This is a genomic window from Massilia phyllosphaerae, assembly GCF_034659755.1.
GTDB classification, from domain to species: Bacteria; Pseudomonadota; Gammaproteobacteria; order Burkholderiales; family Burkholderiaceae_D; genus Telluria; species Telluria phyllosphaerae.
In genome coordinates, this window is the sequence record NZ_JAXSQX010000002.1 from 531,589 (window position 1) to 556,156 (window position 24,568).

General features: G+C 65.3%; 24 protein-coding genes and 1 pseudogene. 13 read left to right on the plus strand and 12 right to left on the minus strand.

Annotated elements, in window-relative coordinates:
* Positions 1–31 precede the first annotated feature (31 nt).
* From U1H99_RS10500 to ygfZ, 3 genes are read right to left on the minus strand one after another with little or no spacing between them, the layout of a single operon-like run.
* The gene (locus tag U1H99_RS10500) at positions 32–790 is read right to left on the minus strand and encodes an NRDE family protein (RefSeq protein WP_323141677.1); all 759 of its coding nucleotides are present in this window, start codon (positions 788–790) and stop codon (positions 32–34) included.
* The gene (locus tag U1H99_RS10505) at positions 781–1,071 is read right to left on the minus strand and encodes a DUF4936 family protein (RefSeq protein WP_323141678.1); all 291 of its coding nucleotides are present in this window, start codon (positions 1,069–1,071) and stop codon (positions 781–783) included. Before U1H99_RS10505 ends, U1H99_RS10500 begins: the two co-directional genes overlap by 10 nt.
* 21 nt (positions 1,072–1,092) lie before the next feature.
* Positions 1,093–2,151: a CAF17-like 4Fe-4S cluster assembly/insertion protein YgfZ gene (gene ygfZ, locus U1H99_RS10510; protein ID WP_323141679.1), complete on the minus strand. Its 1,059-nt coding sequence runs from the start codon at positions 2,149–2,151 to the stop codon at positions 1,093–1,095.
* 150 nt (positions 2,152–2,301) lie between these two features.
* Between ygfZ and mltG the strand changes: the two genes are divergently transcribed.
* The 11 genes from mltG (at position 2,302) to lpxO (ending at position 10,355) form a co-directional block, all read left to right on the plus strand.
* Positions 2,302–3,333: an endolytic transglycosylase MltG gene (gene mltG, locus U1H99_RS10515; RefSeq protein WP_323141680.1), complete on the plus strand. Its 1,032-nt coding sequence runs from the start codon at positions 2,302–2,304 to the stop codon at positions 3,331–3,333.
* 19 nt (positions 3,334–3,352) lie between these two features.
* The gene (tmk, locus tag U1H99_RS10520) at positions 3,353–3,988 is read left to right on the plus strand and encodes a dTMP kinase (protein WP_323141681.1); all 636 of its coding nucleotides are present in this window, start codon (positions 3,353–3,355) and stop codon (positions 3,986–3,988) included.
* A 5-nt stretch (positions 3,989–3,993) separates the two neighbouring features.
* Positions 3,994–5,025, plus strand: a complete 1,032-nt coding sequence (locus U1H99_RS10525) for a DNA polymerase III subunit delta' (protein ID WP_375341595.1) — start codon at positions 3,994–3,996, stop codon at positions 5,023–5,025.
* A gap of 36 nt (positions 5,026–5,061) precedes the next feature.
* Positions 5,062–5,439, plus strand: coding sequence for a PilZ domain-containing protein (locus U1H99_RS10530; RefSeq protein WP_141829929.1), 378 nt, complete (start codon positions 5,062–5,064; stop codon positions 5,437–5,439).
* A 19-nt stretch (positions 5,440–5,458) separates the two neighbouring features.
* The gene (locus U1H99_RS10535) at positions 5,459–5,977 is read left to right on the plus strand and encodes a GNAT family N-acetyltransferase (protein WP_323141683.1); all 519 of its coding nucleotides are present in this window, start codon (positions 5,459–5,461) and stop codon (positions 5,975–5,977) included.
* A 104-nt stretch (positions 5,978–6,081) separates the two neighbouring features.
* Positions 6,082–6,864 carry a TatD family hydrolase gene (locus tag U1H99_RS10540; protein WP_323141684.1) on the plus strand — a complete coding sequence of 261 codons (783 nt, stop codon included), beginning with the start codon at positions 6,082–6,084 and terminating at the stop codon, positions 6,862–6,864.
* A 3-nt stretch (positions 6,865–6,867) separates the two neighbouring features.
* Positions 6,868–7,512 carry an ankyrin repeat domain-containing protein gene (locus U1H99_RS10545; protein WP_323141685.1) on the plus strand — a complete coding sequence of 215 codons (645 nt, stop codon included), beginning with the start codon at positions 6,868–6,870 and terminating at the stop codon, positions 7,510–7,512.
* Between the two features lie 146 nt (positions 7,513–7,658).
* On the plus strand, positions 7,659–8,588 hold the full coding sequence (locus U1H99_RS10550; RefSeq protein WP_323141686.1) for a class I SAM-dependent methyltransferase: 930 nt from the start codon (positions 7,659–7,661) through the stop codon (positions 8,586–8,588).
* Positions 8,589–8,775: 187 nt separating this feature from the next.
* On the plus strand, positions 8,776–8,964 hold the full coding sequence (locus U1H99_RS10555) for a hypothetical protein (protein WP_323141687.1): 189 nt from the start codon (positions 8,776–8,778) through the stop codon (positions 8,962–8,964).
* A 116-nt stretch (positions 8,965–9,080) separates the two neighbouring features.
* Positions 9,081–9,308 (plus strand): DUF6139 family protein, encoded by a 228-nt coding sequence (locus U1H99_RS10560; RefSeq protein WP_141829939.1) that lies wholly within the window; start codon positions 9,081–9,083, stop codon positions 9,306–9,308.
* Positions 9,309–9,455: 147 nt separating this feature from the next.
* Positions 9,456–10,355, plus strand: a complete 900-nt coding sequence (lpxO, locus tag U1H99_RS10565; protein WP_141829941.1) for a lipid A hydroxylase LpxO — start codon at positions 9,456–9,458, stop codon at positions 10,353–10,355.
* Positions 10,356–10,550: 195 nt separating this feature from the next.
* Here the strand turns inward: lpxO and U1H99_RS10570 are convergent, their stop codons facing one another.
* The 6 genes from U1H99_RS10570 to U1H99_RS10595 form a co-directional block, all read right to left on the minus strand.
* Positions 10,551–11,963: an acetate kinase gene (locus tag U1H99_RS10570; protein WP_323141688.1), complete on the minus strand. Its 1,413-nt coding sequence runs from the start codon at positions 11,961–11,963 to the stop codon at positions 10,551–10,553.
* Between the two features lie 23 nt (positions 11,964–11,986).
* Positions 11,987–12,508, minus strand: coding sequence for a hypothetical protein (locus U1H99_RS10575; RefSeq protein ID WP_323141689.1), 522 nt, complete (start codon positions 12,506–12,508; stop codon positions 11,987–11,989).
* An 11-nt stretch (positions 12,509–12,519) separates the two neighbouring features.
* On the minus strand, positions 12,520–13,209 hold the full coding sequence (locus U1H99_RS10580; RefSeq protein ID WP_375341596.1) for a C39 family peptidase: 690 nt from the start codon (positions 13,207–13,209) through the stop codon (positions 12,520–12,522).
* Complete coding sequence (locus U1H99_RS10585; protein WP_323141691.1) at positions 13,206–13,574, minus strand: hypothetical protein; 369 nt, start codon at positions 13,572–13,574, stop codon at positions 13,206–13,208. Before U1H99_RS10585 ends, U1H99_RS10580 begins: the two co-directional genes overlap by 4 nt.
* A 134-nt stretch (positions 13,575–13,708) precedes the next feature.
* Positions 13,709–16,249: a beta strand repeat-containing protein gene (locus U1H99_RS10590; protein ID WP_323141692.1), complete on the minus strand. Its 2,541-nt coding sequence runs from the start codon at positions 16,247–16,249 to the stop codon at positions 13,709–13,711.
* 532 nt (positions 16,250–16,781) lie between these two features.
* Positions 16,782–18,116 (minus strand): sigma-54 dependent transcriptional regulator, encoded by a 1,335-nt coding sequence (locus U1H99_RS10595; RefSeq protein WP_323141693.1) that lies wholly within the window; start codon positions 18,114–18,116, stop codon positions 16,782–16,784.
* 495 nt (positions 18,117–18,611) lie between these two features.
* Between U1H99_RS10595 and U1H99_RS10600 the strand changes: the two are divergent.
* A pseudogene (locus tag U1H99_RS10600) lies at positions 18,612–18,962 on the plus strand (pyridoxamine 5'-phosphate oxidase family protein); the annotation flags it as partial.
* Positions 18,963–18,998: 36 nt separating this feature from the next.
* Here the strand turns inward: U1H99_RS10600 and U1H99_RS10605 are convergent.
* On the minus strand, positions 18,999–20,969 hold the full coding sequence (locus U1H99_RS10605) for a peptidase U32 family protein (protein ID WP_323141695.1): 1,971 nt from the start codon (positions 20,967–20,969) through the stop codon (positions 18,999–19,001).
* Positions 20,970–21,155: 186 nt separating this feature from the next.
* On the opposite strand from U1H99_RS10605, the gene U1H99_RS10610 reads away from it, so the two are divergent.
* Entirely contained in the window at positions 21,156–21,704 is a 549-nt protein-coding gene (locus tag U1H99_RS10610; protein WP_323141696.1) for a DUF2939 domain-containing protein, read from the plus strand.
* Here U1H99_RS10610 and U1H99_RS10615 read toward each other — a convergent pair.
* Complete coding sequence (locus U1H99_RS10615) at positions 21,690–22,166, minus strand: PPC domain-containing DNA-binding protein (RefSeq protein ID WP_323141697.1); 477 nt, start codon at positions 22,164–22,166, stop codon at positions 21,690–21,692. The genes U1H99_RS10610 and U1H99_RS10615 overlap by 15 nt on opposite strands.
* Positions 22,163–24,460, minus strand: coding sequence for an FdhF/YdeP family oxidoreductase (locus U1H99_RS10620; protein ID WP_323141698.1), 2,298 nt, complete (start codon positions 24,458–24,460; stop codon positions 22,163–22,165). Before U1H99_RS10620 ends, U1H99_RS10615 begins: the two co-directional genes overlap by 4 nt.
* Between the last annotated feature and the right edge of the window lie 108 nt (positions 24,461–24,568).

The following is a 24,568-nucleotide window of genomic DNA, read 5'->3' on the forward strand; positions in this document are numbered from 1 at the left end:
CGAAGCGTGCGGGGCCTTCCCCTGGCAACGTTCAGGCGGCCTTTTCCGCGCAGGGTTGCAGGATGCGCTCGTGCAATTCGGGTTCGGCATCGGCGTACAGCTTGACGACCGTCGAGGTGCGCGTGCCGTAGCCCGGAATCTCGATGCAGACGGCCGACAATTGGCGCTCGACCTCGATCGGCACGCCGGTGTCGGGCAGGCGCAGGTCGGGTGCACGGGTGGTGTCGGCCAGCATCTCGAAATAGGCTTCCTCGGGCGCGCCCTGCAGCAGCAGGCTGGCGAATGCCGCCTTCGTGCGCAGGACTTTCGGCCAGGGCGCATCGAGCAGGCCGTTCGAGATGCCGTAGATGCCGGGTTCGAGCGCCTTGCCGTTGCGCGCATCGGCGTCGCCGCGGTTCGAGAACCAGTACAGGCCGTCGCGGTCGCCCAGCACCAGGTTGAAGCCGTTGTAGGCGCCGGCGCCGGGGGCGATGCGGGCCAGGTAGGCCGGCGCGTCGAGGTCGCCCTTGAGGTAGTCGGCGACCAGGGCGCCGCGCGTGGGCGCGTCCTCGCGGCGCTCGCCCGGCGCGCGGATATTCGTCAGCGCGGCGAACCTGGGGCCGTGCGGGCCGTGGCGCGTCACGCCCATCCAGCTGCCGCCGCCCTGCAGGTCGCGCCCGGCGATGATGTCGGGGTCGTCGGGCCAGGGGCCCGCCGGGGTGGCCGGGCGGTCGTAGAATTCGTCGCGGTTGGCGCAGGCGATCACCGGCACGCCGGGAATCACGCGCCACGCGAAAACAATCAGGCACATGGGTTCAGGTCCATAAAAACTTCGGCGCGGCGCGGACCCGTGATGAGGGTATCGAGTCCTGCATCGCGTGCGGCGGCCTCGAGCGCGGCGCCAAAGGCGTCGTCGGTAGACGGGTAGACTTCCATCCAGGTTTGCAGGCCGTCGCGGATTTCCGGACGGCGCTTCAGTTGCGGCACCACGGCGTGGCGCGCGGCGAGTGCGGCCTGCAGGGCACGCACGCGCGGTTCGAGCGCGGCGCTGTCCTGCTCGCGCACTTTATAGTAGACGTACAGGTCGATCATGGCCGGTGCGCGGGGCAGGCTTCAGGCATCGATCGCGTCGAGCGCATACGGCAGCGGCAGGAAGGACAGCGCGGTGCCGCCGGCCGAACCGTGGCGCACCTCGCTGTCGATCGCGGCCAGCTTGATTTCCACCAGCACGTCGGCGCCGCCGTTGCCGTTCGGCGCGGCGTTCACGATCATGCCGCAGGGCTGGTCGGGATCGGCGCTCGAAAACACCTCGTCGCCGGGACGCGCGGCGGCATTGTCCAGCGTGGCCAGCGCCATGCGGCGCTTGAGTTTGCCGAGGTACTGGCTGCGGGCGACGATTTCCTGGCCCGGGTAGCAGCCCTTGCGGAAGTTGACGCCGCCGATCAGCTCGAAGTTGACCATCTGCGGCACGAACTGTTCCTGGGTCGGCTGGCTCACCTGCGGCACGCCGGCGTGGATGGCGGCCAGCTGCCAGGCCGCGTTGCCGCCCAGGGCCAGCTGTTCGCGCAGCGCCGGCAGGGCGGCGGCGGCCGTCTCGGCCGAGGTCAGCCACAGGTAGCGCGGCGCGCCAAGGGCGTCCGCCAGGCGGATGACGGTGCCGGCAGGGCCTTCCACCTTGGCATAGGGCGCCGCCGGCAGCTCGGCCACATGGGCGCGCAGTGCGCTTTCCGCCTTGGCGCCGCCGAGGCCGAGCACCGCCACGCGCTGCGCTTCCTCGGTGGCATCGCGCAGCTTGGCCTTGGCGCGCAGCACGAACATCGACAGGCGCTTCTGCAGCGGCGCCTGGATTGCGCGCGGCAATTGCAGATAGATGCCGTCCGCCTCCTTCCACATCAGGAAGGTGGCCATCAGGCGGCCTTTCGGGGTGCAGTAGCCGGCCAGGCGGACGTCGCCCGTGCCGAGGTGCTCGACGTCGTTGGTCAGCTGGTTGTGCAGGAAGGAGGCGGCATCCTCGCCGGCCACGCCGATCAGGCCCAGGTCGGTGACCGGGGCGACGAAACCGGCGGCCAGGTCGGCCGCGCTCAGTACGCGGCCGAAGTCTTCGATCTGGGTGGCTTCGTCGGGATGGAAGCGGGCGCCGAGCGGCGACAGGTGGTCGATCCAGGAATTCATGCTCATAGGGCTACAATACGCGGGTTATTATTGCTGATTACTTACGGCGAATGACTTACTAATAACGCAGCAGGGCTATATCATTACGGGCTCATTATAGAGATGTCGACAAAATCGCGCCGGGGACGGCGTAAAAACAAACCCTCGAGCATGGCATTCTTAAAAAAAATCATCGTATCGGGCGTGATCGTATCGGTCGCGGCCGTCGCCGGCTTCCAGTGGTGGGCCGGCCGGCCCCTGACCAGCGCAAGCGCCGCGGTCATCCCGTTTGCGATCGCGCCCGGCAGCGGCGTCGGCGGCGCCACCCAGCAGATGGCAGTAGCCGGCGTGCCCGTCAATACTTTCCTGTTCGGCGTGCTGGCGCGGGTGACCGGCAAGGCCGGCCAGATCAAGGCCGGCAGCTATGAGCTGAAGCCTGATACCTCGCCGCGGCGCCTGCTGACCCAGTTGGTGCGCGGCGAGTTCGCCCAGGAGTCGCTGACCATCATCGAAGGCTGGACCTTCCGCCAGATGCGCCAGACCGTCGATGCCGCGCCCAACCTGAAGCACGACACCGCCAAGCTGACCGACCAGGAACTGCTGGCCAAGGTGGCAGGCGCGGATGCGAAGTTCGACGGCCCCGAAGGCCTGTTCTTTCCGGACACCTACCTGTTCGCCAAGAACGCCAGCGACCTGAGCATCTACAAGCAGGCGCACGAGATGATGATGAAGCGCCTGAACGCCGCCTGGGACAAGCGCGAACCGGGCCTGCCCTACAAAGATCCGTACCAGGCGCTGGTGATGGCCTCGCTGGTGGAAAAGGAGACCGGCCAGAAGGGCGAGCGCGCGATGATCGCCGGCGTCTTCGTGAACCGCCTCAAGACCGGGATGCTGCTGCAGACCGACCCGTCCGTCATCTACGGCATGGGTCCGAAATACGACGGCAAGATCCGCAAAAAGGATCTCGAGACCGACACCCCGTACAACACCTATACCCGCGCCGGCCTGCCGCCGACGCCGATCGCGCTGCCGGGCGTGCAGTCGCTGGCGGCGGCCCTGGCGCCGGCCAAGACCGAAGCCCTGTATTTCGTGTCGCGCGGCGATGGCACTAGCCATTTCTCGGTCAACCTGAACGAGCATAACAAGGCGGTCGACCAGTACATCCGCAGTAGCGCCGGCAGCGAAAAGCGCTCCAATCAATAAATGAATAAAAGAAGCAACCATGAATAGTAGTGACCAGGCGGGCAAGGCGCGCGGGCGTTTCATCACCTTCGAAGGCATCGACGGCGCCGGCAAGTCGACGCACATCGGGTTCATCACCGAGTACCTGAAACGCGCCGGCAAGACCGTGGTTTCCTCGCGCGAACCGGGCGGCACGCCGCTCGGCGAAAAACTGCGCGACCTGCTGCTGCACGAAAAGATGCACCTCGAGACCGAAGCGCTGCTGATGTTCGCCAGCCGGCGCGAACACATCGCCCAGGTGATCGAGCCGGCGCTGGCACGCGGCGACTGGGTGCTGTCCGACCGCTTCACCGATGCCAGCTTCGCCTACCAGGGCGGTGGCCGCGGCATGGACCGCGCCAAGATGGAGGGGCTGGAACAGTGGGTGCATCCGCATCTGCAGCCCGACCTGACCCTGCTGTTCGACGTGCCGCTCGAAGTGGCGCGCGCGCGCCTGGACGCCACCCGCACGCTGGACAAGTTCGAGCAGGAAGAAGCCGACTTTTTCGCGCGCTGCCGCAACGAGTACCTGCGCCGCGCCGCGGCATCCCCGGAACGCATCGTGGTGATCGACTCGACGCAGTCGATCGACGACGTGCGTGAAGCGCTCTTGTCAGCGCTGGAGAAACTGGATTGAGTGGCATGATCTACCCATGGCAAGAGCAGGCCTGGGACCAGTTGCAACAGATGCGCGTGCGCCTGCCGCATGCGATCCTGTTCTACGGCCCGGCCGGCATCGGCAAGGCTGACTTCCTGGAAGCCTTTGCCCAGGCCCTGTTGTGCGAAAACGTGCGCCCTGACGGACGGGCCTGCGGTACCTGCGCCTCCTGCGGCTGGTTCGCCCAGGGCAACCATCCGGATTACCGGCGTGTGCGCCCGGAAGCGCTGGAAGACGAGGTGCCGGCGGCAGACGGCGACGACGCGGCGGCCGGCGATGGCGACAAGAAGTCGAAATCGTCGAAAACCGCATCCAAGGACATCAAGATCGAGCAGGTGCGCGCCCTGGCCGACTTCATGAACATCTCGACCCACCGCCAGGGCTTGCGGGTGGTGGTGCTGTACCCGGCCGAAGCGCTCAATATGCCGGCCAGCAATGCCCTGCTGAAAACACTGGAAGAGCCGCCGCCCGGCACCGTGTTCCTGCTGGCTTCCAACGGCCTCGACCGGCTGCTGCCGACGATCCTGTCGCGCTGCCGCAAGTTCGCGCTACCGACGCCCGACCACGCCAGCGCGCTGGCCTGGCTGCAGGCCCAGGGCGTGAACGACGCCGACGGCTGGCTGCGCGAACAGGGCGGGGCGCCGCTGGCGGCCCTGGCCCAGGCCGAGAGCGGCAGCCGCGAGGAACTGGACACGCTGCTGCAGATCCTGGCCCAACCCAGCGTCGATAGCGCGTTGCGCGCCGCCGACAAGCTGAGCAAGGCGCCGCTGGCGAATCTTGTGGCATGGCAGCAGCGCTGGCTTTATGACGTATTTTCGTACAAGCTGTCCGGTACGATCCGCTATTATCCGCGTTACCAGCGCGAACTCGCGGCGCTGGCCGGCCGGATATCGACGCCCAAGCTGATGCGCGCGATCAAGTCCGCCAACGAACGCCGCGCAGTGGCCGATCACCCGTTGTCGCCGAAACTGTTTGTAGAAGACATGTTGCTTGATTACACTGCGTGCTGCAGCTGACAACCCCCGCTGCGCCGAACCGATGAAAGGAATCCGATGAGCGGCTTGACCGTGGACCCGAACGCCGCGCAGGCACCGCGCCCGTCCGTGCTGTCGCTGGCCATCAAGGAAAAGGCGGCGCTGTATGCCGCCTACATGCCTTTCCTGAAGAACGGCGGCATGTTCGTGCCGACGACCAAGCCCTACAAGATCGGCGACGAGATCTACCTGATCCTGTCGCTGATGGACGATCCCAACAAATACCCGATCGCCGGCAAGGTGGCCTGGATCACGCCCGCCGGCGCCAACAACAACAAGGCGCAGGGCATTGGCGTGCATTTCCCGGCTGACGAGACCGGCCAGCGCGCCAAGCTGCGCATCGAAGAAATCCTGGGTGCCGCACTGCGTTCCTCGCGCGCCACCCACACGCTTTAATTCCTCCACGTTCTTTTTTATGCCGTCCTACGTTCACCGCCTCGCCCGCATCGAAGACCTGCCCGTCATCGTCGACATCTACAACTCCACCATCGCCTCGCGCGAAGTCACCGCCGACACCGAACCGATCACCGTGCAGTCGCGCGAAGGCTGGTTCGCCGACCATACCCCGGAACGGCGCCCGCTGTGGGTGATCCACGATGCCGCCGACACGGCGGACAACCCGGCAGTGATCGGCTGGCTGTCCTATTCGAATTTCTACGGGCGCCCGGCCTATTCGGGCACGGCCGAGCTGTCGATCTATATCGCCGAAGCATGGCGCGGCAAGGGCATCGGCAAGTATTGCCTGGAGCAGGCGATGGCGTTCGCGCCGAACGTCAACGTGCATACGCTGCTCGGGTTCATCTTCGGGCATAACGAACCGAGCCTGGCCCTGTTCCGCAAGTATGGTTTCGATACCTGGGCACATTTCCCGCGGGTGGCGAACCTGGATGGGATCGAGCGCGACCTGATCATCCTGGGCAAGCGCGTCGCGTAGGGTGGGCACCACGTGCCCACGCGGACGTATGCGCGATGGCGGCTCCCACGTGGGCACAGGGTGCCCACCCTACCTTCAATTCGGGGCTCGCGTACAATGTCGGCATGTATATCGATTCCCACTGCCACATCAATTTCCCCGAGCTCGCCGCCCGGATGCCCGAGATCCTCGCCAAGATGGCCGAGAACAAGGTGACCCACGCCCTGTGCGTGTCGGTCGACCTGCCGGACTTTCCTGGCGTGCTCGCGCTTGCTGAGCAATATCCTCATATATATGCGTCGGTCGGCGTCCACCCCGACTACCAAGACACGCCGGAGCCGAGCGTCGAGCAGCTGGTCGAGATGGCGAATCACCCGAAGATCGTCGCCATCGGCGAAACCGGGCTCGACTATTACCGGCTGGAAGGCGACCTCGAGTGGCAGCGCGAGCGTTTCCGCACCCATATCCGCGCCTCGCGCGCGACCCGCAAGCCACTGATCATCCATACCCGCGCCGCCAGCGCCGACACCATCCGCATCCTGCAGGAAGAGGGTGCCGGCGTGGAGCAGGGCGGCGTCGCCGGCGTCATGCACTGCTTTACCGAAAGCCTGGAAGTCGCGCAGGCGGCGATCGAGATGGGTTTCTATATCTCGTTCTCCGGCATCGTGACCTTCAAGAGCGCCAAAGACCTGCAGGCCGTGGCCAAGGCGCTGCCGCTGGACCGGATCCTGATCGAAACCGACTCACCCTATCTCGCGCCGGTGCCCTACCGTGGCAAAATGAACGAGCCGGGCTTCGTGCCGCACGTGGCAGAGTTCCTGGCGACCCTGAAGGACGTGCCGCTGCGCGAAGTTGCCGACCGCACGACCGAGAACTTCCACACCCTGTTCAACGTGCCGAAGGACTGACCCATGCTGCTGCGCCGCGCGCTGTATTCGATCCTGCTGTCCGCCACCGCCTCGCTGGCCATGGCGGCCACCCCGGCCCAGGTCAGCAACTTCTTCCGCGCGGTACAGATGGACGATGCGCGCACGGTCAAGACCATGCTCGGCGCCCAGGTCGACCCCAACGACACCAATCCGATCGGCGGCGAGCCGGCGCTGGTCCTGGCCCTGCGCGAAGGGTCGATGGCAGTGTTCCAGACAGTGCTCGAGCATCCCGGCACCCGCGTCGACACACCGGCGATCAACGGCAACACGGCGCTCATGATGGCCGCCTTCAAGGGCAACCGCCCGGCCGCCGAGGCACTGATCGCCAAGGGCGCGGCCATCAACCGCCCGGGCTGGACGCCGCTGCACTATGCGGCCGCTGCCGGCGACGACGCCATCGCCGGTCTGCTACTGGAGCACGGCGCGAAGATCGACGCGCTGTCGCTGCGTGCCAGCGGCGGCTACACGCCGCTGATGCTGGCCGCGCGCGAAGGCAAGGAGGAGACCGCGCGGTTCCTGCTGGAGCACGGCGCCGATCCCCGCCTCAAGAATGGCGAAGGCCTCACCGCGGCCCAGATCGCCGCCCGTGCCGAGCACCCTTCACTGGCCAAGGCGCTGACGCGCTGAAGGCGGGTCCGGTCCCCCATAAGCGCCGAACTGGACCGGAAAAGTTCGTTTCCTCAACGCATCAATTCTTTCTCGACATGGCGATAATGGCTACGTGATCAATAACACGGCGCCAGCGATAACGCGGCCTCCACTAAAGGAATTCCATGCTGAACGAACGCGAAATCGAGAGCTGCTACCTGGGTCAATTCATCCCGGTCCACTACCATCACAACATGCTGATGGACCATAACCGGATGCACAGCTTCAAGTCGGCGATCTTCCACGCCGTCAAGCCGGGCGCCAAGGTGCTGGAACTGGGTGGCGGTACCGGCGTGCTCTCGTTCTTCGCGGCCCAGCAGGCCGACAAGGTGTATTGCGTCGAGTTCAATCCGGATATGGTGCGCGAGGCGCGCCGCTTCCTGGCGATGAACGAGAACGGCCATAAGGTCGAGGTCGTGCACGCCGACGCCTTCGACTACCTGCCGCCGGAGCCGGTCGACATCGTGATCTGCGAAATGATCCACGTCGGCATGCTGCGCGAAAAGCAGGTCGAGGTGATCGAAGCGTTCAAGCGCCGCTACCTGGCACGCTTCGGCGGCCCGCTGCCTGTGTTCCTGCCGGAAGCGGTCATCATGGCGGTCCAGCCGCTGCAGGCCGAATACGATTTCGAAGGCTTCCACGCGCCGATCATCCAGTTCCAGCCGACCAACGTGGTCTACCCGGGCACGGTCGAGCTGGCCCAGCCGGGCGTGTACAGCGTCCTCGACTTCAGCCAGCCGGTCGATTCCCTGATCGCCTGGGAAGGCCAGTTCCTGGTCGAAAAGGCCGGCAGCCTGAACGCGCTGCGTTTCATCACCAAGAACGTGCTGTCGATCATCGAAGAGCGCGGCACCACGATCGACTGGCTGAACCACTACATGACGCTGCCGCTGGCGCGTGCGCTGGACGTGCAGCCGGGCGATATCGTGCAGGTGAGCTTTGCCTACCGCGCGGGCGGGTCGATTCCTTCGCTGGAAGCATCGATCCGGACCGAGGTGGTGGCGAAGTATGAAGAGCAGGTGGTAGAACGGGCTGCCGAGGCCGCATTCGCCTGATTGCAGGCCACGTTTATTAGCCTGGAACCGTCGCCCCTGCGCAGGGCGACGGCTGTGTCTGCACCGTTCGCCCCCGCATTTCCCCCACTCATCGTTCCCACCTTCCATCCATCGCATCCACGTTGCCGCTCCCGGTCGACGCGCCTACAGTAAGCCCATCGTCCAACCCACCCTGATGGAGCCAACAATGCTGGGTTTCCTGGTCTGGCTGTTCCTGCTCTTCCTGTGCTGGCCACTCGCGCTGCTGGCACTGGTGCTGTATCCGGTGTTCTGGCTGCTCCTGCTGCCATTCCGCCTGGTCGGCATCGGCGTCGAGGCCGTGTTCGAACTGCTGCGCGCGATCGTCATGCTGCCGTCGCGCGTGCTGGGCCGGTAAATGCGTTGTTGAGAATCCAGTGTGCGTCCATTAACAGACGCTCGAGGAAACTTGGCTTATCGTCAACCTTACCGATGGCTGTCATCCGTCAGCCATGCTTATAAAGGAAAACGACTATGCGCCTGGACGTCTATCGCAGAGCCGAACACGACGGTAAATTCTCTTACCTGGTGGTTCCGGAAACGAAGAACATCCCCGAAGAAGCGACCAACACCGACTGGGAAGTCGAAGCACGTGCCGTCGAAGTCGACGACAATGCATCCGACCTGCCGGATTACCAGATCGAGAACGTGAGTGGCCAGCTGGCCGAAAAAGGGTACGCCGTAACTTCCCTGACGCATTAATCCTCACCGGCTTGTAGCTCAGTCACGACAGACTGTGCCACCGGGCCGCCACTGCACCGCCAGTCCGCCAATCGGCAGACCGGTGGTGCACGCCTGTTTCTGCCCTATGGTATCCTTGCGCCTCGATGAAATGCGTTCGGAGGCGTAATGAAGTGGGCAGTGGTCGGTTTTCTCATCCTGTCGGTGTTGCACATCCATTTCCGCGGGAAGGTCCGTCTGCCGTTCGGCCGCCAGCTGTTCGACCACTCGTCGTTCATGGCACCGATCAATATCTTCATGCACTTGTTCTCGCGGGTGCCGAGCACGCCCTACATCCCGGTGCGCGAATTCCCGGAACTGGCGGTGCTGCAGCAGAACTGGCAAGTCATCCGTGACGAAGCCGAAAACCTGCTCGCCCTCAAGAAGATCAAGGCGTCCGAAGAGAACAACGACGCCGGCTTCAACTCCTTCTTCAAGACCGGCTGGAAGCGCTTCTACCTGAAGTGGTACGACGCCAGCCACCCGTCGGCCGAGCGCCTGTGCCCGCGCACGTATGCATTGTTGAAAAATATCCCGTCGGTGAAGGCCGCGATGTTCGCCGAACTGCCGCCGGGCGCCAAGCTGAACCCGCACCGCGACCCGTTCGCCGGCTCGATGCGCTACCACCTGGGCCTGGCCACGCCGAACGACGACCGCTGCTTCATCGACGTCGACGGTACGCCGTACAGCTGGCGCGATGGCGAAGGCGTGATCTTCGACGAAACCTATATCCACTGGGCCATCAACGGCAGCGACAGCGACCGCGTGATCCTGTTCTGCGACGTCGAGCGCCCGATGCGTTTCCGCTGGGCCCAGGCGGTCAATCGCTGGCTCGGCCGCACCATGATGACGGCGGCGGCGTCGCCGAACGAAACCGGCGACCAGACCGGCCTGGTGAGCAAGCTGTTCCGCATTTCGCACGTGATGGGGCAGTATCGCCGCCGTTACAAGGCGTGGAACAAGACGGCGTACAAGGCGACCAAGGTTGCCTTGATCGTGGGGCTGGCGGCGCTGGTCTACTACATCTGAAGCAGTATCACCAACCGGGTTGGGACACTCGACCGGATTCGCGCCGTCAAGCTGCTCCGCAATAAAACAACGTCGTCCCTGCGAAGGCAGGGACCCAAGTTTGCAAGCGTTACCTCAACGCGAACAGAAACTGGGTCCCTGCTTTCGCAGGGACGACGTGCATGTGCTATCGATTCTTGTTGCGTCCAGTGACGATCACAGGTTGAACGGCATCCGCACCATCAAGGTGACATCCGGCGTATCGCGCGTCATGCCGGCGCCGACCGACAGGTTCAGCGTGCGGTTGTTGCTCAGGCGATAGGAGCCGCCCAGCAGCAGCGTACCGAGCTGGATACGCACCGAGCCCGGGATGATCTGGCCGTTCTGGCGCATGCGCGACACCGAGCTGTGGTCGTAGCCGATACTGAACGAGGCCTTCTCGTTCAGGGCCAGGCCCATGCCCACGTTGAAGCCGAACACGTTGCCGGGATCGATTTCGCCCAGCAGCTCGCGTTCGCCGTTCAGCACGGTGCGGTAGATATTGCCGCGCTTGAAGTTCTTGGTGTAGCTGAAGGTGCCGAAGAAGATCGCCGGGTCGGACGGCAGCAGCCAGGTCACGCTCGGCTGCAGCGAATAGAACCCGGAGCCGGTCGGCAGGTCGAGCGGCAGGCCGGTGCCGGTGACGTTCTGGCCGACGCAGCGGCTTGCGCAGTCAGTGACGACTTCGAACGGGTCGCGGCCGGTGCGCGACTTGAAGCGCATGCCGGCGATGTAATAGGGCTTGTCGACGCCGCCGTCGTTCAACTGGTAGCGCCAGCCGAGTTCGACGTCGCCGATGCCCTTGCCGCTGGTCTGGAAGGCGCGCTCGGCGGCGGTGCCGGTGAAGATCTCGCGGCTGACGGTCGAATCGCTGCGGTAGACGTAGGGAATCTTGGCTTCGATTTCGAAGCGGTTGCCAACGCCATAGCGGAAGGTAGCGGAACCGGTCGTGCTGTTGCGCTTGACTTCGCGCACGTCCAGCAGGCCGATCAGGATGGCGGGAATCACGGTGTAGCCGACCAGGGCCACGCGGTTGCTGGACGAATAGCCGTACTGGATCGACGGTTCGAACACCACCTTGCCATGCGGGGTCAGGACGCCCGGCGTTTCGAAGATCGGCGCCACTTCGGGCTGGCGTTGCTGGGCCTGTTCCGGCGCGCGGCCGACGGCGCCCTGGGGCGCTGGCGCAGCCGCGGCGGTGCTGCCGGTGACTGGTGCCGGCAAGCCGGCCTGCGGCGCGTCGGCACCGCCGGTCCCGCGCAGCACATCAAGCGGCGTGCCGGCGGTAACGCTGTTCGCGGGCGCGGCGCCGCCTGGTGCTGGGCTGTCTGCCCAGTCCGTGCCGACCACCGGACCGGTGCCGCGCAGTCGCTCGAGTTGGGATGGGCTGGCCGTGCCCACGGGCGGCTTGACGCCGCTGGCGCGCAACTGGCGCTCGAGGTCGTCGACGCGGGCGCGCTGTTCTTCCAGCTGTTGTCGCATGATTTTCAACTGCGCGGCCAGGTCGGGCGCGGTCTGCGCGCCGGCCGGAATACAGGCTAGGGCCGCTGCGAGCCCAATCACGCTGTACAGCGCTGGAATTTTTTGCATCTTTTCTTGCTCCGGTTGTGCCGTCACCTTCCGGTCGCGGCGGTGTTGAGTGCGTTCGACAGTGTCGACTGGAAGTTCATGGCTTGCAGCATGCCCCGGGTGTCGACACTGGCGTTTATTATAGTTGCATTATTAATAATCTGATTGTTCAGGCTGTTTTGAATCACGGTACCGCCCATGGCGCCGGAGCCGAGCTGGACGTTGAAGACACCGTTGCCGTTCTGGATCAGGTTCAACTGGTTCGCGGCTTCAGGCGACAGCGTGGTCCTGCCGGCGGCAAGGCTGCCGAGATCGCCGAAGTTCATGCTGGTGGTCGCCGCCACGTTGCCGTTGACGGTGACGATGCGGTCGATCCCCAGCGAGACGGCGAGGCCGCTCGGGTCGGTGAAGCCGCCGCGGTAGTCGTCCAGCGAGGCCGGCGCGACGGCATTCGCGTCGCTGAAGCCGGCGGCGGCGCGCGGGGCCGCATCGGCCGGGGCCGCCATGCCGTTCATGGCGAGGGCGAGGGCGGCGCCGGCCAATCCGATCTGGAGGATGGTGCGCATGGATTCTCCTGTCAAAAATCGCCCGGTCCGAACTTCGGCAGCGAGCTGATGTCCAGCACCAGGCGGCTCATCGCCTGATCGAGCGGCGCGCGCGGCGCGGCACGCCAGTCGGCGGTGAGGTTGAATTGCGGCCGGGTCGGCGATTCGTGGATCACGAACAGCAGCTTGGTCGGCCAGATGGCTTCGAAGTGTTCGCGCGTGATCGCGCGCGTGCCCGCCGACGGATCGCCGATCAGAAGGCGGCCGTCGTCGGCACCCTTGATCACCACGAAGTGGTTGTAACCTTTTTCGGTCACCAGCACGATGGCGGGGAGTTTGGCCTCGAACAGCTTGTCGAGGGGCTGGCGGAAGCCGTCGGACTTGAAGCCGATGGTCGCCAGGTAGCGTTGCATGTCGAGCAGCGAAAAGCCTTCGCGGCGGATCTTGGCCTGGTCGCCATGTTCCCACATGGCCTGGAAGGCGGTGGTTTCGCTGATCGGATAACCGTAATGGTGGGTCAGCAGGGTGGCCAGCGCGGCGGAGCCGCAGCTGAAGTCGTACTGCTGGCGGGTGGTGGAAAGAAAGCGGAGTTCTTTCAGGCTGTGCATCGGCACGCGGTAGGTGGGACCGCTGGCAAGCGACATGTCGGCCGCTTGGGTGCCCGCGGATCCCAGGAGCGCGCACGTGACGAGAGTTGCGAGTGACAGTGCGCTGCGTTTCATTTCATCTGCAGGTTGATGATGGTGGCGTTCTGGATCAGGACGTTGGCGCCGCTGTTCTGGATGACCACCGGGATACCGGACATGTTGGCAAAGGAACCGGAATCGATGATGTTGTTACCGGTCATGACGTTGACGGCGCTGTTGCCGTTGACGCCGCCTTCAAGGTTCGCGGTGTTGTTCGTGGTATGGGTATCGGTGCCGCCACGTTGCCGCTCGAGCTTGGCGCTGCCGTCGTCCTGGGTGGCCTGCACCGCCTCGTGGCCGCTGCTGATCCCGAACTCGGCCCGGAACAGCGAACGCGCATCGGCCGTGCGGGCGTCTGCGGGCTGGTCCGTGGCGGCCGAGGCCGCGGAGGCAAGCGTCACGAGCGCTGCAAAGGCCTGAAGCTTGGCCCAGGCGTGGAGCGCCTTGCGTTGAGAGACTGGATGCTGCATGTTCTACCCCCTTGCGACAAAAAAAACTGCCGCACCTCGCAAGAGGCACGGCAGTCAAGCTCGGATTACAGGTTCATGTTGGCCTGGACGTTCACGCTCTGCTGGACCATCGAGGAGATGCCGGTGTTCTGGCTGATCACCGAGATGCCTGCAGCCGATTGCGCGGTGCCGTTCATCGTGTTCGACATGTTGAAGGTGCCGCCGCTCACGGTGTTGGAGCCGCCCATGCCGCCGGTGGCTGCGCCGCCCATGCCACCCTGGCCGTAGCCGGTGGTGATGGCAGCCAGGTCGCCGCCGCGGCCGCCGGTGGTGGTGCCGCCCGAACCGCCGGTGCCGCCGTTACCGGCAGTCGAGGCGCCCGAGGTAGCCGAGCCGGTGGTCGCCGAACCGGTGGTTGCCGAACCGCCTGCTGCACCCGAACCCGAGGTGTTCGAAGCCAGGCCGGTGTCGCCAGCCGAGCCGCCTGCTGCGCCAGCACCGCCGGCACCTGCGGTGGCGGTGCCCGAAGCACCTGCACCGCCCGCACCGCCGACGCCGCCGGTGGTCGAACCGCCGGCACCTGCGGTCGCCGAGTGCGAACCGCCTGCGCCGCCTGCACCGCTGGTGGCAGCGCCGCCAGCTGCACCCGAACCTGCGCCGTTCGAAGCCATTGCACCTGCGCCGCCTGCGCCGGCCGCTGCACCTGCACCGCCTGCGCCGCCGGTACCGCCGGCTGCACCTGCTGCACCCGCGCCGCCTGCGCCGCCGGTGGTGGTACCTGCGGTCGCCGTGCCGGCGCCGCTGGTGACTGCGCCGCCGGTCGCGCTCAGGCCGCCCGTGGTCGCGGTGCCGCTGGCGCCGCCGGTGCCGGTGCCGTTCGTGCCTTCAGTGCCGGTGCCCGGCATGCCGCCGGCGCCCGAGCTGGCGTAGGAACCGCCGGCGCTGGCCGGGGCACCCGAAGCGCCGTTCGACGCGGTGGCACCGGCATTGCCGGCGGTACCGCCTGCCGCACCCGAACCGCCTGCGCCGCCCATGCCGCCGGCTGCGCCGGCTGCGCCTGCACCGCCCGCGCCGCCTGCTGCGCCGCTACCGCCGGTGGCGGCGCCGCTGGTGCCGCCTGCACCGCCGGTGCCGGCCCAGGCACCGCCGGTCGCGCCGCCGCTACCGCCGGCAATCGCGCCGGTCGAACCGCCTGCAGCGCCGGTCGACGAGCCGCCAGCCGCGCCTGCACCGCCTGCGCCGCCGGTCGAGCCGGCTGCGCCGCCTGCTGCGCCCGAACCGCCTGCGCCGCCCGATGCGCCGTTACCCGAGGTGGCGCCCGAAGCCAGGCCGCCTGCGCCGCCTGCGCCGCCGGTTGCCGAACCGACCGTGGCACCGCCCGCGGTCGCGCCGGCGCTGGTGGCGTTGCCGCCTGCCGCACCGGTTGCCGCATCGGCGCTGCCGCCTGCCGCGCCGGCGCCGCCGGTGGCAGCGACGCTGCCGCTGGTGCCCATGGCGCCGTTGCCGGCCGTGGCTGCGCCGCCGTTGGCGCCGCCGTTGTTCACGACCTGGTTACCGATGTTCGACACGGTGTTGCCCGAGACCGAGCCGCTCAGGTTGCTGGTGGCGTTGGCGGTCGAGGTGTTGAACGAGTTGGCCAGCGACGAGCTTGCATCGCCGCCGTTGTTGGCAGCTGCGGCGCCCAGGCCCGATGCTGCGGCGTCGCCGCTGCTGCGGTTCTGGCCCGAGCTGTTGTTGTTGGTCGTGGTGTTGGTGGTGGTGTTGGCCGTACGCTGGCTGTTGTCGTTGCCCTGGTTCGAGTTGTTGGTGCTGGTGTTGGTGGTGGTGGTGCGCTGGCTGTTGTCGCTGCGGTTGCTGCTGTCGGTGCTGGTCACCGAGCGGTTGCTGCTGTCGGTCTGCGAGTTCGACGCGGTGTTGCCGCTGTTGCTGCTGTTGTTGCCTTGGTTCGAGTTGTTGCTGGTGCGCGAGCTGCTGTCGTTGCCCTGGTTCGAATTGTTGGTCGACGTCGTGCGGGTGCTGTTGTCGTTGCCCTGGTTCGAGTTGTTGGTCGACGTGGTGCGCGAGCTGTTGTCGCTGCTGTCGGTGTTGGTCGTCGTGGTGTTGGTGCGGGCGCTGTTGTCGTTGCCCTGGTTCGACGCGTTGGTGCTGGTGGTGTTGCTGGTGGTGGTGCTGGCGGTGCGGGTGCTGTTGTCGTTACCCTGGTTCGAGTTGTTGCGGCTGCTGTTGTCGGTGGTCGAACGGTTGCTGTTGTCGGTCTGGGTGGTCGAACGGTTGCTGTTGTCGGCCTGGGTATTCGAGCGGTTGCTGTTGTCCGTCGAGGTCGTCGAACGATTGCTGTTGTCAGTCGTGATCGTGCTGGTGTTGGTGCTGCGGTTGCTGCCGTCGGTGTTGGTGGCGGTGTTGCCGCTGTTGCTGGTAGCGGTGTTGCCGGTGTTGCTGTTGTCGGTAGCGGTGTTGGTGGCAGTGTTGCCGGTGTTGCTGTTGTCGGTAGCGGTGTTGTTGCTGTCCGTGGCACGAGTCGTGTTCTGCGTGACCGTGCTGCCGCCGCGGCCAACGACGGAATCATCAGCTTGGGCGCTCAGCGAGAAAGCGAGCGAAATGGCGGTCACGAGCAAAGTCTTGTTCATTCGAGTTTCCCCTCTGGGTGTTGGTTGGTAGTAGGCCGGCTGTAGCGCCGACTTCTTTCACTTTGCACAACACGTGCCAGCCATACTGTCGAGTTCGCTAAGTATTTGTTTTTGAAGGCTTTGCCAGATTCATCCGACACGAATGTCAGACTCAGTCTGATACGATTTGCCGAAAATGCCGATTAAGTGTCACAGAAGTGGTACAGGTGTGTAACGAAGGGTGTGGCAACACACAGAGTTTTCTGGACACGTGTAACACCCTGTTACGAGTGTAAAAATCGGTTATTTGCTATATAAATCAATAACTTACTATGCACGGAAAAGTTGTGTCACAAGGGCGACGACACACCTGTAGGACAAGCCGAAAAGGATGATTGCAGGATATATTTCGATGTGACCGGGCGTCAGGAGGGCTCGGCTTGGTGGCAGGCTGGAGGAACGAGAATTGCCGCCGCGTGCGGGTCGCGGCGGGCGAATCCGGCGCGGCGGAAGATGCCGGCGCCGTCGGTAATAGAAATCCGGATGACAGGCGTCAGGAACGCATGCCGTGCTTGCTCAGGAGGCGGTACATGGTGGTGCGCGACACGCCGAGGTCGCGCGCCGCGCGGCTGACATTCTGGCCGCTGCGGTCGAGGCATTCGCGCAGCGCGGAGCGCTCGGTGCGCAGGCGGGCATCGTCCAGCGCCGCGGGCGCCATCAGCGAACTGGAATGGCCGAGTCCAAGGTCTTCGGGCATGATGAAGCGCCCGTCGGACATCACCAGCGCACGTCGGACGCGGTTGATGAGCTCGCGGACGTTGCCGGGCCAGGTATGCTCCAGGATCGCGGCGATGGCGCGGTTGGAAAAACCCTTCAGGCGCGGCGACTTTTCGTTCGCATACAGGTTGAAGAAATGTTCGGCCAGCACCACCAGGTCGTCACGCCGTTCGCGCAGCGGCGGGACGGTGACCGGCAACACGGCGAGACGGTAATACAAGTCCTCTCGGAAATTGCCCTTTGCTACAGCTTCCTGCAGCTGCACGTGCGATGCCGCCACCACGCGCACATCGACCGCGATGTTCCGGGTACTGCCCAGGCGGCAGATGGTCTTTTCCTGCAGGAAGCGCAACAGGTTGGCCTGCTGGTCCTTCGGCAGGTCGCCGATCTCGTCCAGGAACAGGGTGCCGCCGTGCGCCGATTCGATCAGGCCGGCCTTGCCCTTGGTGGCGCCGGTAAAGGCGCCACGCTCGTAGCCGAACAGTTCCGAGTGGATCAGGGTCGGCGAGATGGCGCCGCAGTTGATCGGCACGAAGGGGCCGTCGGCGCGGTCGGAGTAGGTGTGGACGGCCTGCGCCGTGAGTTCCTTGCCGCTGCCGCTTTCGCCCCAGATCAATACCGGCGCCGCCACCTTGGCGACGCGCTCGACCTGGGCCCGCAGGCGCACGATGGCGTCGCAGTTGCCGATCAGCGGCGAGCGCGCGTCCCCGTCCGCCGCGGCCGGCTCGGTACGGCGGCGCAGCATGGCCCAGCCGTGCGCATGGCCGAGTGTGTGGGCGAGGCGCACCGGATCGACCGGCGCCGTGTGGTAATCGCACAGGTGTTCGACCACCAGGTCGCGGCAGGGTGCGCTTTCCAGGTCGCGCGGACGGAAAACGCCGACCCACTGCATGTGACCGTGGCGGCGCAGGAAGGTATCGAGCTCGGCCGACCGGTACGCTTCGCGGTCGTGCACCAGCAGCCCGACCAGGTAGCGCTGGCTGCGCAGTTCGCGGGCGGCATCGGCCAGGGTTGGCACACTGCGAATCTCCCAATCGCCCATGGCTGCGTCGAGCAGGTCGTCGGCGTCGGATTCATTGGGAGTAATGCACAGCAGGCGTTTTCGGATCATCCATCCTCCAGAAGCATCATATGGCACCGTCGCTGCAAGGAGCAGCGATGGCGCCATATCGAATGTTTATTTTACAAGTGTAACTAAATGTTAGACATGCCATTTTCATACGTTTCCGTGGCAATTTCTACACATCAGTTAAGTTTTCACTAACATTATGCCCATCGATAGGAGAAAGTGGCGGACGATTCAAATTCCTGCCGAGAGTGAAGATGTGCAAAGATACGGAACGCCGCGTCGCGCAAGGCCCCCAGCCACTTTTGGTATCAACAAAAAGTTCCTTTGGGCAATGTGTAACGCCGGATTGACAGGGTGACGCTACAGGTGCAACCTGAAAGTTACAGGTTCGTGACTTTTGGTATATGGAAAATTGCCAGGGAGGGCCGTATGGACGAGGCGCAACGGGGATTCATCAGGCAGGTACTGGACAATGGTAGCGACCTCACGCTGGCGACGATCCGGCCGGACGGCTATCCGTAGGCGACCACGGTCAGCTTCGCCTGCCGCGACATGACGCTGTACGTGGGCATCGGGCGCCACAGCCAGAAGGCGGACAACATCCGCCACAATAACAAGGTGTCGCTGACGGTCAACCTGCCGTACCGTGACTGGCGCGACATCCGCGGCCTGTCGATGAGCGCGCATGCCGAGATCCTCGACGATCCGCAGGAAGCCGAAACGGCGCGCGCCTGCCTGGAGGCGCGCTTTCCGGATGTGTCGGAGTGGGTGGGGCCGGACATGGCGGCGGACGTGGCGTTCCTGCGCATCCGCCCGATGCTGGTGTCGGTGATCGACTATTCGAAGGGCTTCGGCCACACCGAACTGATCGATGCGGGAAGCGACTGACAAAAGGTCCAGTCAATCGCTTCGGGGAGGCAGGTCTCAGGCGCGCGGGCGCTGGCGGTGGAACACCAGCGGGCTGTACGGAATAGCCGACGGCGGCGGCGATTGCAGGATGTGCGGCTTCATCGCGCCGATGATATGCATCTCGCACGGCTTGCAGTCGAACTTCAGCGTGTACTTTTCCTCGCCGCTGACCAGGGTCATCGGCTCGGCCCGCACCTGGCCCTGCACACCCTGCACGCCCTTGGCTTGTTTCGGGCACAGGTTGAACGAGAAGCGCAGGCAGTGCTTGGTGATCATCAGCGGGACTTCGCCGGCTTCCTCGTGCGCCTCGTAGGCGGCGTCGATCAGCTGCACGCCGTACTTGTGATAGAAGGCGCGCGCCTTGTCGTTGTAGACGTTGGCCAGGTAGCTGAGCTGGGTCTCAGGGTAGGTCGGGGGCGGGCTGGCGACGGCGGCCCGTTCCGGACGCTCCCAGCTGCCGAGGCGCGCCGCTTCATGGGCAGCGACTGCGTCGCGGCGCAGCGCATTGATGGCACTCGCGGCCACGAACCAGGGTTGCGACAGCTGCAGCGTGACCGAACCGGCTTCGAACATCGTGTTGCCCAGCTTGCCCAGGCTGGTGCGCAGCGCGCTGTCGGCCTGCGCCGCTTCGCGTGCCGGCTGCAGGGCGATCAGGGCGTCGGCATGGCTCTCGATGCCGTCCTCGTCGCGCAGCTGCAAGCGCAGGCCGCCTTCGATCTCGGACAGGGTCAGGTCGACGCCGACGCGGCGCTCCGACGACTTCTTGGTCAGCTGCGCTTCCCAGGTATGGTCGCGGTTGCGGTGGATCACGCTGCCGACCTTCAGGCCCGGCAGGTTGGCCAGGGTCTCGTTGGGGAACACGCGCCAGCGCTGGCCGTCCTCGTCTTCACCCAGCTTTTGCACGGTGTTGGCCTGGATGCCGACCGTTTCGCGCTTGTGCATGTAGTTCAGGCCATCGCCGTTGGCCATCGCACTGTGGGCGACGATGTCGAAATTGTCGCCGCCGATGCGCACCACGGTGCCCAGTTCCACACCCACGTACTTGGGTGAATCGAAGGCGCCGATGGTCTGCTGGCGGCCCTGGGCAAAGTAATCGGTGTGGCCGCGGTGGAAATTCTTGTCCACGTCCGGCGTGAACAGCACGCGGGTACGGCCGCTGGAAGCGCGCGCCAGTTCCGGACGGCGCTCCAGGATCTCGTCCAGCAGCAGGCGGTAGTGGGCGGTGATGTTCTTTACGTAGCCCATGTCCTTGTAGCGGCCTTCGATCTTGAACGAGCGCACGCCGGCATCGATCAGCGCTTCCAGGTTGCGGCTCTGGTCGTTGTCCTTCATCGACAGCAGGTGCTTTTCGTAAGCCACCACGCGGCCCTGGCCGTCGGACAATGTGTACGGCAGGCGGCAGGCCTGCGAGCAGTCGCCGCGGTTGGCGCTGCGGCCATTGTCCGCATGCGAGATATAGCACTGGCCGGAGAAGGCCACGCACAGGGCGCCGTGGATGAAGTATTCGAGCGGGGTATCTACCTCTACACGGATCTTGCGGATCTGCTCGATCGTCAGTTCGCGCGCCAGCACCAGCTGGCTGAAGCCGACCTGGGACAGGAATTTCGCCTTTTCCAGCGTGCGGATGTCGCACTGGGTACTGGCATGCATCTGGATCGGCGGCAGGTCGAGCTCGAGCAAACCCATGTCCTGGATGATGAGGGCGTCGACGCCGGCCTCGTACAGCTGCCAGATCTGCTTGCGCGCCGTCTCCAGCTCGGCATCGTGCATGATCGTGTTCATGGTCACGAAGATGCGCGAACGGTAGCGGTGCGCGAATTCGACCAGCGCCGCGATGTCTTCCAGCGGGTTGCTGGCATTGTGGCGTGCGCCGAAGGCGGGGCCGCCGATGTAGACCGCGTCCGCCCCGTGCAGGATCGCCTCCCGGCCGATCTCGGCGGTTTTGGCGGGGGACAGCAGTTCGAGCTGGTGGGCGAGCAGTGACATGGCGGGTTCCTGGAAGGTGCGGCAGACGCGGAAGGCGGAAATTATAGCCAGATCAAGGGCTTATGTCACTGCACGGGGCGCCGGGACGGGGTGGTGTACGATTTCGATAGATTTCTGCTTGCTGCTGAGAAATATAATACGGCCAGACTAGTCACACTTTTATCATCACGCTTTCGCAAGAGGACCATGCAGCGCAAACACATTGTCATCACCGCAGCCGCCGTCGCGCTCGCCGCTCTGCTGGCCGCAACCAGCTACGCCAGCCCCTACTGGAACCTGTATCGCCTGCGCGACGCCGTGGCCGCGCACGATGCCGACGCCGTAGCTGAGCATGTCGATTTCCCCGCCTTGCGCGAGAGCGTCAAGACGCAGATGATGCTTGTCATGAACGAACGTGCGGCATCCGCAGGGGGCGCAGACAACCCGTTCATGGCGCTGGCACCGGCCTTGATGGCCGCCATCGCCAATCCGCTGATCGATGCGATGGTGTCGCCGGCCGGCGTGACGGCAATGCTGGAAAACGGCGAAGTGAACATTGCACGGCCCTCGGCGCCCGTGCCGGGCGATGCCGGCAAGCGCACATCCGACTGGTCCCTGCGTTACCGCAACTGGAGCAAGGTGGTCGTCACCATGAACGTGCCCGGCAGCGCCGGCTTCGTGTTCCGCCGCGATGGCCTATGGAGCTGGAAACTGGCGGCGCTGGAAGTGCCGCGTGACGCGTCACGAAAAAACTAGCTTGAAGGCAGGCGCAGGATGTTGGCGCCGATCGAGGGCTCCTCGCGCCGTTCCAGCCGGGTGCCGTGCACGCTGATCCAGCCGGGTGCCGTGCACGCTGATCGTGACCTCGAGCGAACCGCGGCCGACGGCCAGCGCCAGCAGGTGCCCGCCGCTGACCTGGAAGTCCGGCCCGCCGCCGACGCCATGCGCGTGAATCGACGGCTTGCCATCCTTCCATGCCAGCGTGCCGTTAATCCCGGTCATCTCGCGGTTCTCGAAGGTGGCCGGATCGTAATCGCGCTTGGCGAAATCGAAGAAGCCGAAGGTGACCTTGCCGGCGAAGCCGAAGCCGGTGAAGCTGGCACTCGGGATGTCTTCGCGCAGCGCCAGCGCTTCCAGTTCGGCGAACAGGTCGTCGCCCTCGGTCAGCACCATCAGGTAGCCGGCCGGCGTGCGCATCGATTTCGCGGCGCCGCTCATGCCGCGGCTTGCCGGCTGCGGGTCAGCCGCACCGCGATCGATTTCGCCGCCGGCACCTTGCTGTCCTTGGCATAGTGCCACAGCGGCAGCAGCGGGTTGCATTCCGGGTAGTAGCCGGCGGTGCAGCCCGGCGGCACCGGATACTCCACCACGCGCAAGCCGTCGACGCGGCGCTCGACGCCATCTTTCGCCACCGCGCTGGCCTGCACGATGTCGCCGTCGCTGAGGCCCTGGGCGTCCATGTCCTGGCGCGCCATGAACAGCACCATGCGGTCCTTGACGCCGCGGAAGCGGTCTTCATGGCTGTAGATCGTGGTGTTGAACTGACCGTCGCTGCGTACCGTGAACAGGCGCAGCACGTCGGGGCTCTCTTCCTTCATGTCGGGATCCGCGGCCAGGCCGTCGGGCACCGTGAAGTTCGCCTTTTTGGTCGGCGTGTTCCATTGACGCTGGGACGCCGCCACCGGCTTGCGGAAACCGCCCGGCGTCCACATGCGTTCGTTGAAGTGGTTGAAGATCTCCGGGTAGGTCGCGGCGATGGCGTCGCGCACCTTGCTGTAGTCGGCCACCCAGCCGTCCCAGTCGACTTTCGGATTCGGCGCCAGCGTGGCCTTGGCCAGGCGAGCGACGATCGCCGGCTCCGACAGCAGCGTGTCGGCGGCCGGCTCGGCGCGCCCGCGCGAGCCGTGCATGCAGCCGGTCGAGTCTTCCATCGACACCGCCTGCTCGACGCCGTTCTGGCGGTCGATCTCGATGCGCCCAAGGCAAGGCAGGATATAGGCCGCCTTGCCGTGCACCAGGTGGCTGCGATTCAGCTTGGTCGAGATCTGCACCGTCAGCGGCAGCGCGCGCCAGCCGGCGTCCATGGCGCCGTGGTCGGGCACGGCCCGTACCAGGTTGCCGCCCAGGCTGATCAGCGCCTGCACCTTGCCGGCCTGGATCCCTTCGCAGGCTTCGATCGTGTTCATGCCCTTGTCGCGCGGCGGCTCGAAACCGTATTGTTCCTTCAGCTTGTCGAGCGGCGCCAGTTCCGGTTTCTCGGTGATGCCGACGGTGCGCTGGCCCTGCACGTTGGAGTGGCCACGCACCGGACAGATGCCGGCGCCCGGCTTGCCGATGTTGCCGCGCAGGAGCAGGAAATTCACCAGCATCTGGATGTTCTGGACGCCGTTGCGGTGCTGGGTCAGGCCCATGCCGAAGATGCCGATCACGGCATGCGAGCGCATGTAGACCTGGGCCGCGCCTTCGATGGCGGCGCGCGTCAGGCCGGATTCGCGTTCGATCTCGTCCCAGCCGAGCGCGCGCGCCGCGGCCGCCAGTTCCTCGAAGCCGTGGGTGTGGCCGGCGAGGAAGGGCGCGTCGAGCGTGCGGCCGGCGTGCGCGGCCATGGTGGCATCGTCGGCTTCGATCACGGCCTTGCACAGGCCCATCAGTGCGGCGGTGTCGCCGCCGGCCTTGACCTGGTGGTACTGGGTGCTGATGCAGGTCTCGCTGCCGGTCAGCATCTCGAGCGGCGATTGCGGATTGGTAAAGCTGACCAGGCCGCGTTCGCGCAGCGGGTTGAAGGTGATGATCTCGACGCCGCGCTTGCGCGCTTCCTGCAGCTGGTGCAGCATGCGCGGGCTGTTGACGCCGACGTTCTGGCCGAAGAAGAAGATGCAGTCGGTCTTCTCGAAATCGTCGAGGGTGACGGTGCCGATCGGCACGCCGATCGACTTCGGCAGCGCCACCGAGGTGCTTTCGTGGCACATGTTGGAGCTGTCCGGCAGGTTGTTGTTGCCGTACATGCGCGCCAGCAGCTGGTACATGTAGGAGGTTTCGAGCGAGGCGCGGCCCGAGCTGTAGAACACCACCTGCTTTGGATCGAAGCCGCGCAGCTGGGCGCCGATCTCGTCGAAGGCCTGGTCCCAGCCGATCTCGGCATAGCGGTCGCTGGCGGCGTCATAGCGCAGCGGCACCGTGAGGCGGCCAATGTTTTCCAGGTCGTGGTCGTTCCAACTTTCCAGCTCGCGCACCGTGTGCTTGGCGAAGAATTCCGGCTTGACCACCTTGCTGGTGATTTCCCAGGCAGTGGCCTTGGCGCCGCTCTCGCAAAATTCGGCCGGGTGCGGATGCGCCGGCTTGGCCCAGGCGCAGCTCGTGCACATGAAGCCGTCCGGCTTGTTCTGCTTGAGGAGGAGGGCCGAACCCTCGATCGGTACCCGCTGCTCCAGCAGGATGGTGGTGACTTCCTTGATCGAGCCCCAGCCGCCGGAAGGAAGTTTGGGTTCGTTTTTGCTGCCGTCCTTGATCATGATGCTTGCCCTGTCGTGGTCTCCGTGCCGTCAGCGTGCGTCAGCGGAGGGGCGATGTCTGTTCGCAAGCGCACACGGGCGAGCGCATTGACAGCATTCGCAATCAAA

What these genes read in the sequence shown, in the direction of transcription:
- U1H99_RS10605 (WP_323141695.1), bottom strand. Translation starts at nt 20,969, where the DNA reads ATGTCACTGCTCGCCCACCAGCTCGAACTGCTGTCCCCCGCCAAAACC.
- U1H99_RS10595 (WP_323141693.1), bottom strand. Translation starts at nt 18,116, where the DNA reads ATGATCCGAAAACGCCTGCTGTGCATTACTCCCAATGAATCCGACGCC.
- U1H99_RS10500 (WP_323141677.1), bottom strand. Translation starts at nt 790, where the DNA reads ATGTGCCTGATTGTTTTCGCGTGGCGCGTGATTCCCGGCGTGCCGGTG.
- U1H99_RS10535 (WP_323141683.1), top strand. Translation starts at nt 5,459, where the DNA reads ATGCCGTCCTACGTTCACCGCCTCGCCCGCATCGAAGACCTGCCCGTC.
- U1H99_RS10570 (WP_323141688.1), bottom strand. Translation starts at nt 11,963, where the DNA reads ATGCAAAAAATTCCAGCGCTGTACAGCGTGATTGGGCTCGCAGCGGCC.
- tmk (WP_323141681.1), top strand. Translation starts at nt 3,353, where the DNA reads ATGAATAGTAGTGACCAGGCGGGCAAGGCGCGCGGGCGTTTCATCACC.
- U1H99_RS10555 (WP_323141687.1), top strand. Translation starts at nt 8,776, where the DNA reads ATGCTGGGTTTCCTGGTCTGGCTGTTCCTGCTCTTCCTGTGCTGGCCA.
- U1H99_RS10550 (WP_323141686.1), top strand. Translation starts at nt 7,659, where the DNA reads ATGCTGAACGAACGCGAAATCGAGAGCTGCTACCTGGGTCAATTCATC.
- mltG (WP_323141680.1), top strand. Translation starts at nt 2,302, where the DNA reads ATGGCATTCTTAAAAAAAATCATCGTATCGGGCGTGATCGTATCGGTC.
- U1H99_RS10560 (WP_141829939.1), top strand. Translation starts at nt 9,081, where the DNA reads ATGCGCCTGGACGTCTATCGCAGAGCCGAACACGACGGTAAATTCTCT.
- U1H99_RS10610 (WP_323141696.1), top strand. Translation starts at nt 21,156, where the DNA reads ATGCAGCGCAAACACATTGTCATCACCGCAGCCGCCGTCGCGCTCGCC.
- U1H99_RS10615 (WP_323141697.1), bottom strand. Translation starts at nt 22,166, where the DNA reads ATGAGCGGCGCCGCGAAATCGATGCGCACGCCGGCCGGCTACCTGATG.
- U1H99_RS10530 (WP_141829929.1), top strand. Translation starts at nt 5,062, where the DNA reads ATGAGCGGCTTGACCGTGGACCCGAACGCCGCGCAGGCACCGCGCCCG.
- U1H99_RS10620 (WP_323141698.1), bottom strand. Translation starts at nt 24,460, where the DNA reads ATGATCAAGGACGGCAGCAAAAACGAACCCAAACTTCCTTCCGGCGGC.
- U1H99_RS10580 (WP_375341596.1), bottom strand. Translation starts at nt 13,209, where the DNA reads ATGAAACGCAGCGCACTGTCACTCGCAACTCTCGTCACGTGCGCGCTC.
- U1H99_RS10505 (WP_323141678.1), bottom strand. Translation starts at nt 1,071, where the DNA reads ATGATCGACCTGTACGTCTACTATAAAGTGCGCGAGCAGGACAGCGCC.
- U1H99_RS10575 (WP_323141689.1), bottom strand. Translation starts at nt 12,508, where the DNA reads ATGCGCACCATCCTCCAGATCGGATTGGCCGGCGCCGCCCTCGCCCTC.
- U1H99_RS10525 (WP_375341595.1), top strand. Translation starts at nt 3,994, where the DNA reads ATGATCTACCCATGGCAAGAGCAGGCCTGGGACCAGTTGCAACAGATG.
- ygfZ (WP_323141679.1), bottom strand. Translation starts at nt 2,151, where the DNA reads ATGAATTCCTGGATCGACCACCTGTCGCCGCTCGGCGCCCGCTTCCAT.
- U1H99_RS10590 (WP_323141692.1), bottom strand. Translation starts at nt 16,249, where the DNA reads ATGAACAAGACTTTGCTCGTGACCGCCATTTCGCTCGCTTTCTCGCTG.
- U1H99_RS10545 (WP_323141685.1), top strand. Translation starts at nt 6,868, where the DNA reads ATGCTGCTGCGCCGCGCGCTGTATTCGATCCTGCTGTCCGCCACCGCC.
- lpxO (WP_141829941.1), top strand. Translation starts at nt 9,456, where the DNA reads ATGAAGTGGGCAGTGGTCGGTTTTCTCATCCTGTCGGTGTTGCACATC.
- U1H99_RS10540 (WP_323141684.1), top strand. Translation starts at nt 6,082, where the DNA reads ATGTATATCGATTCCCACTGCCACATCAATTTCCCCGAGCTCGCCGCC.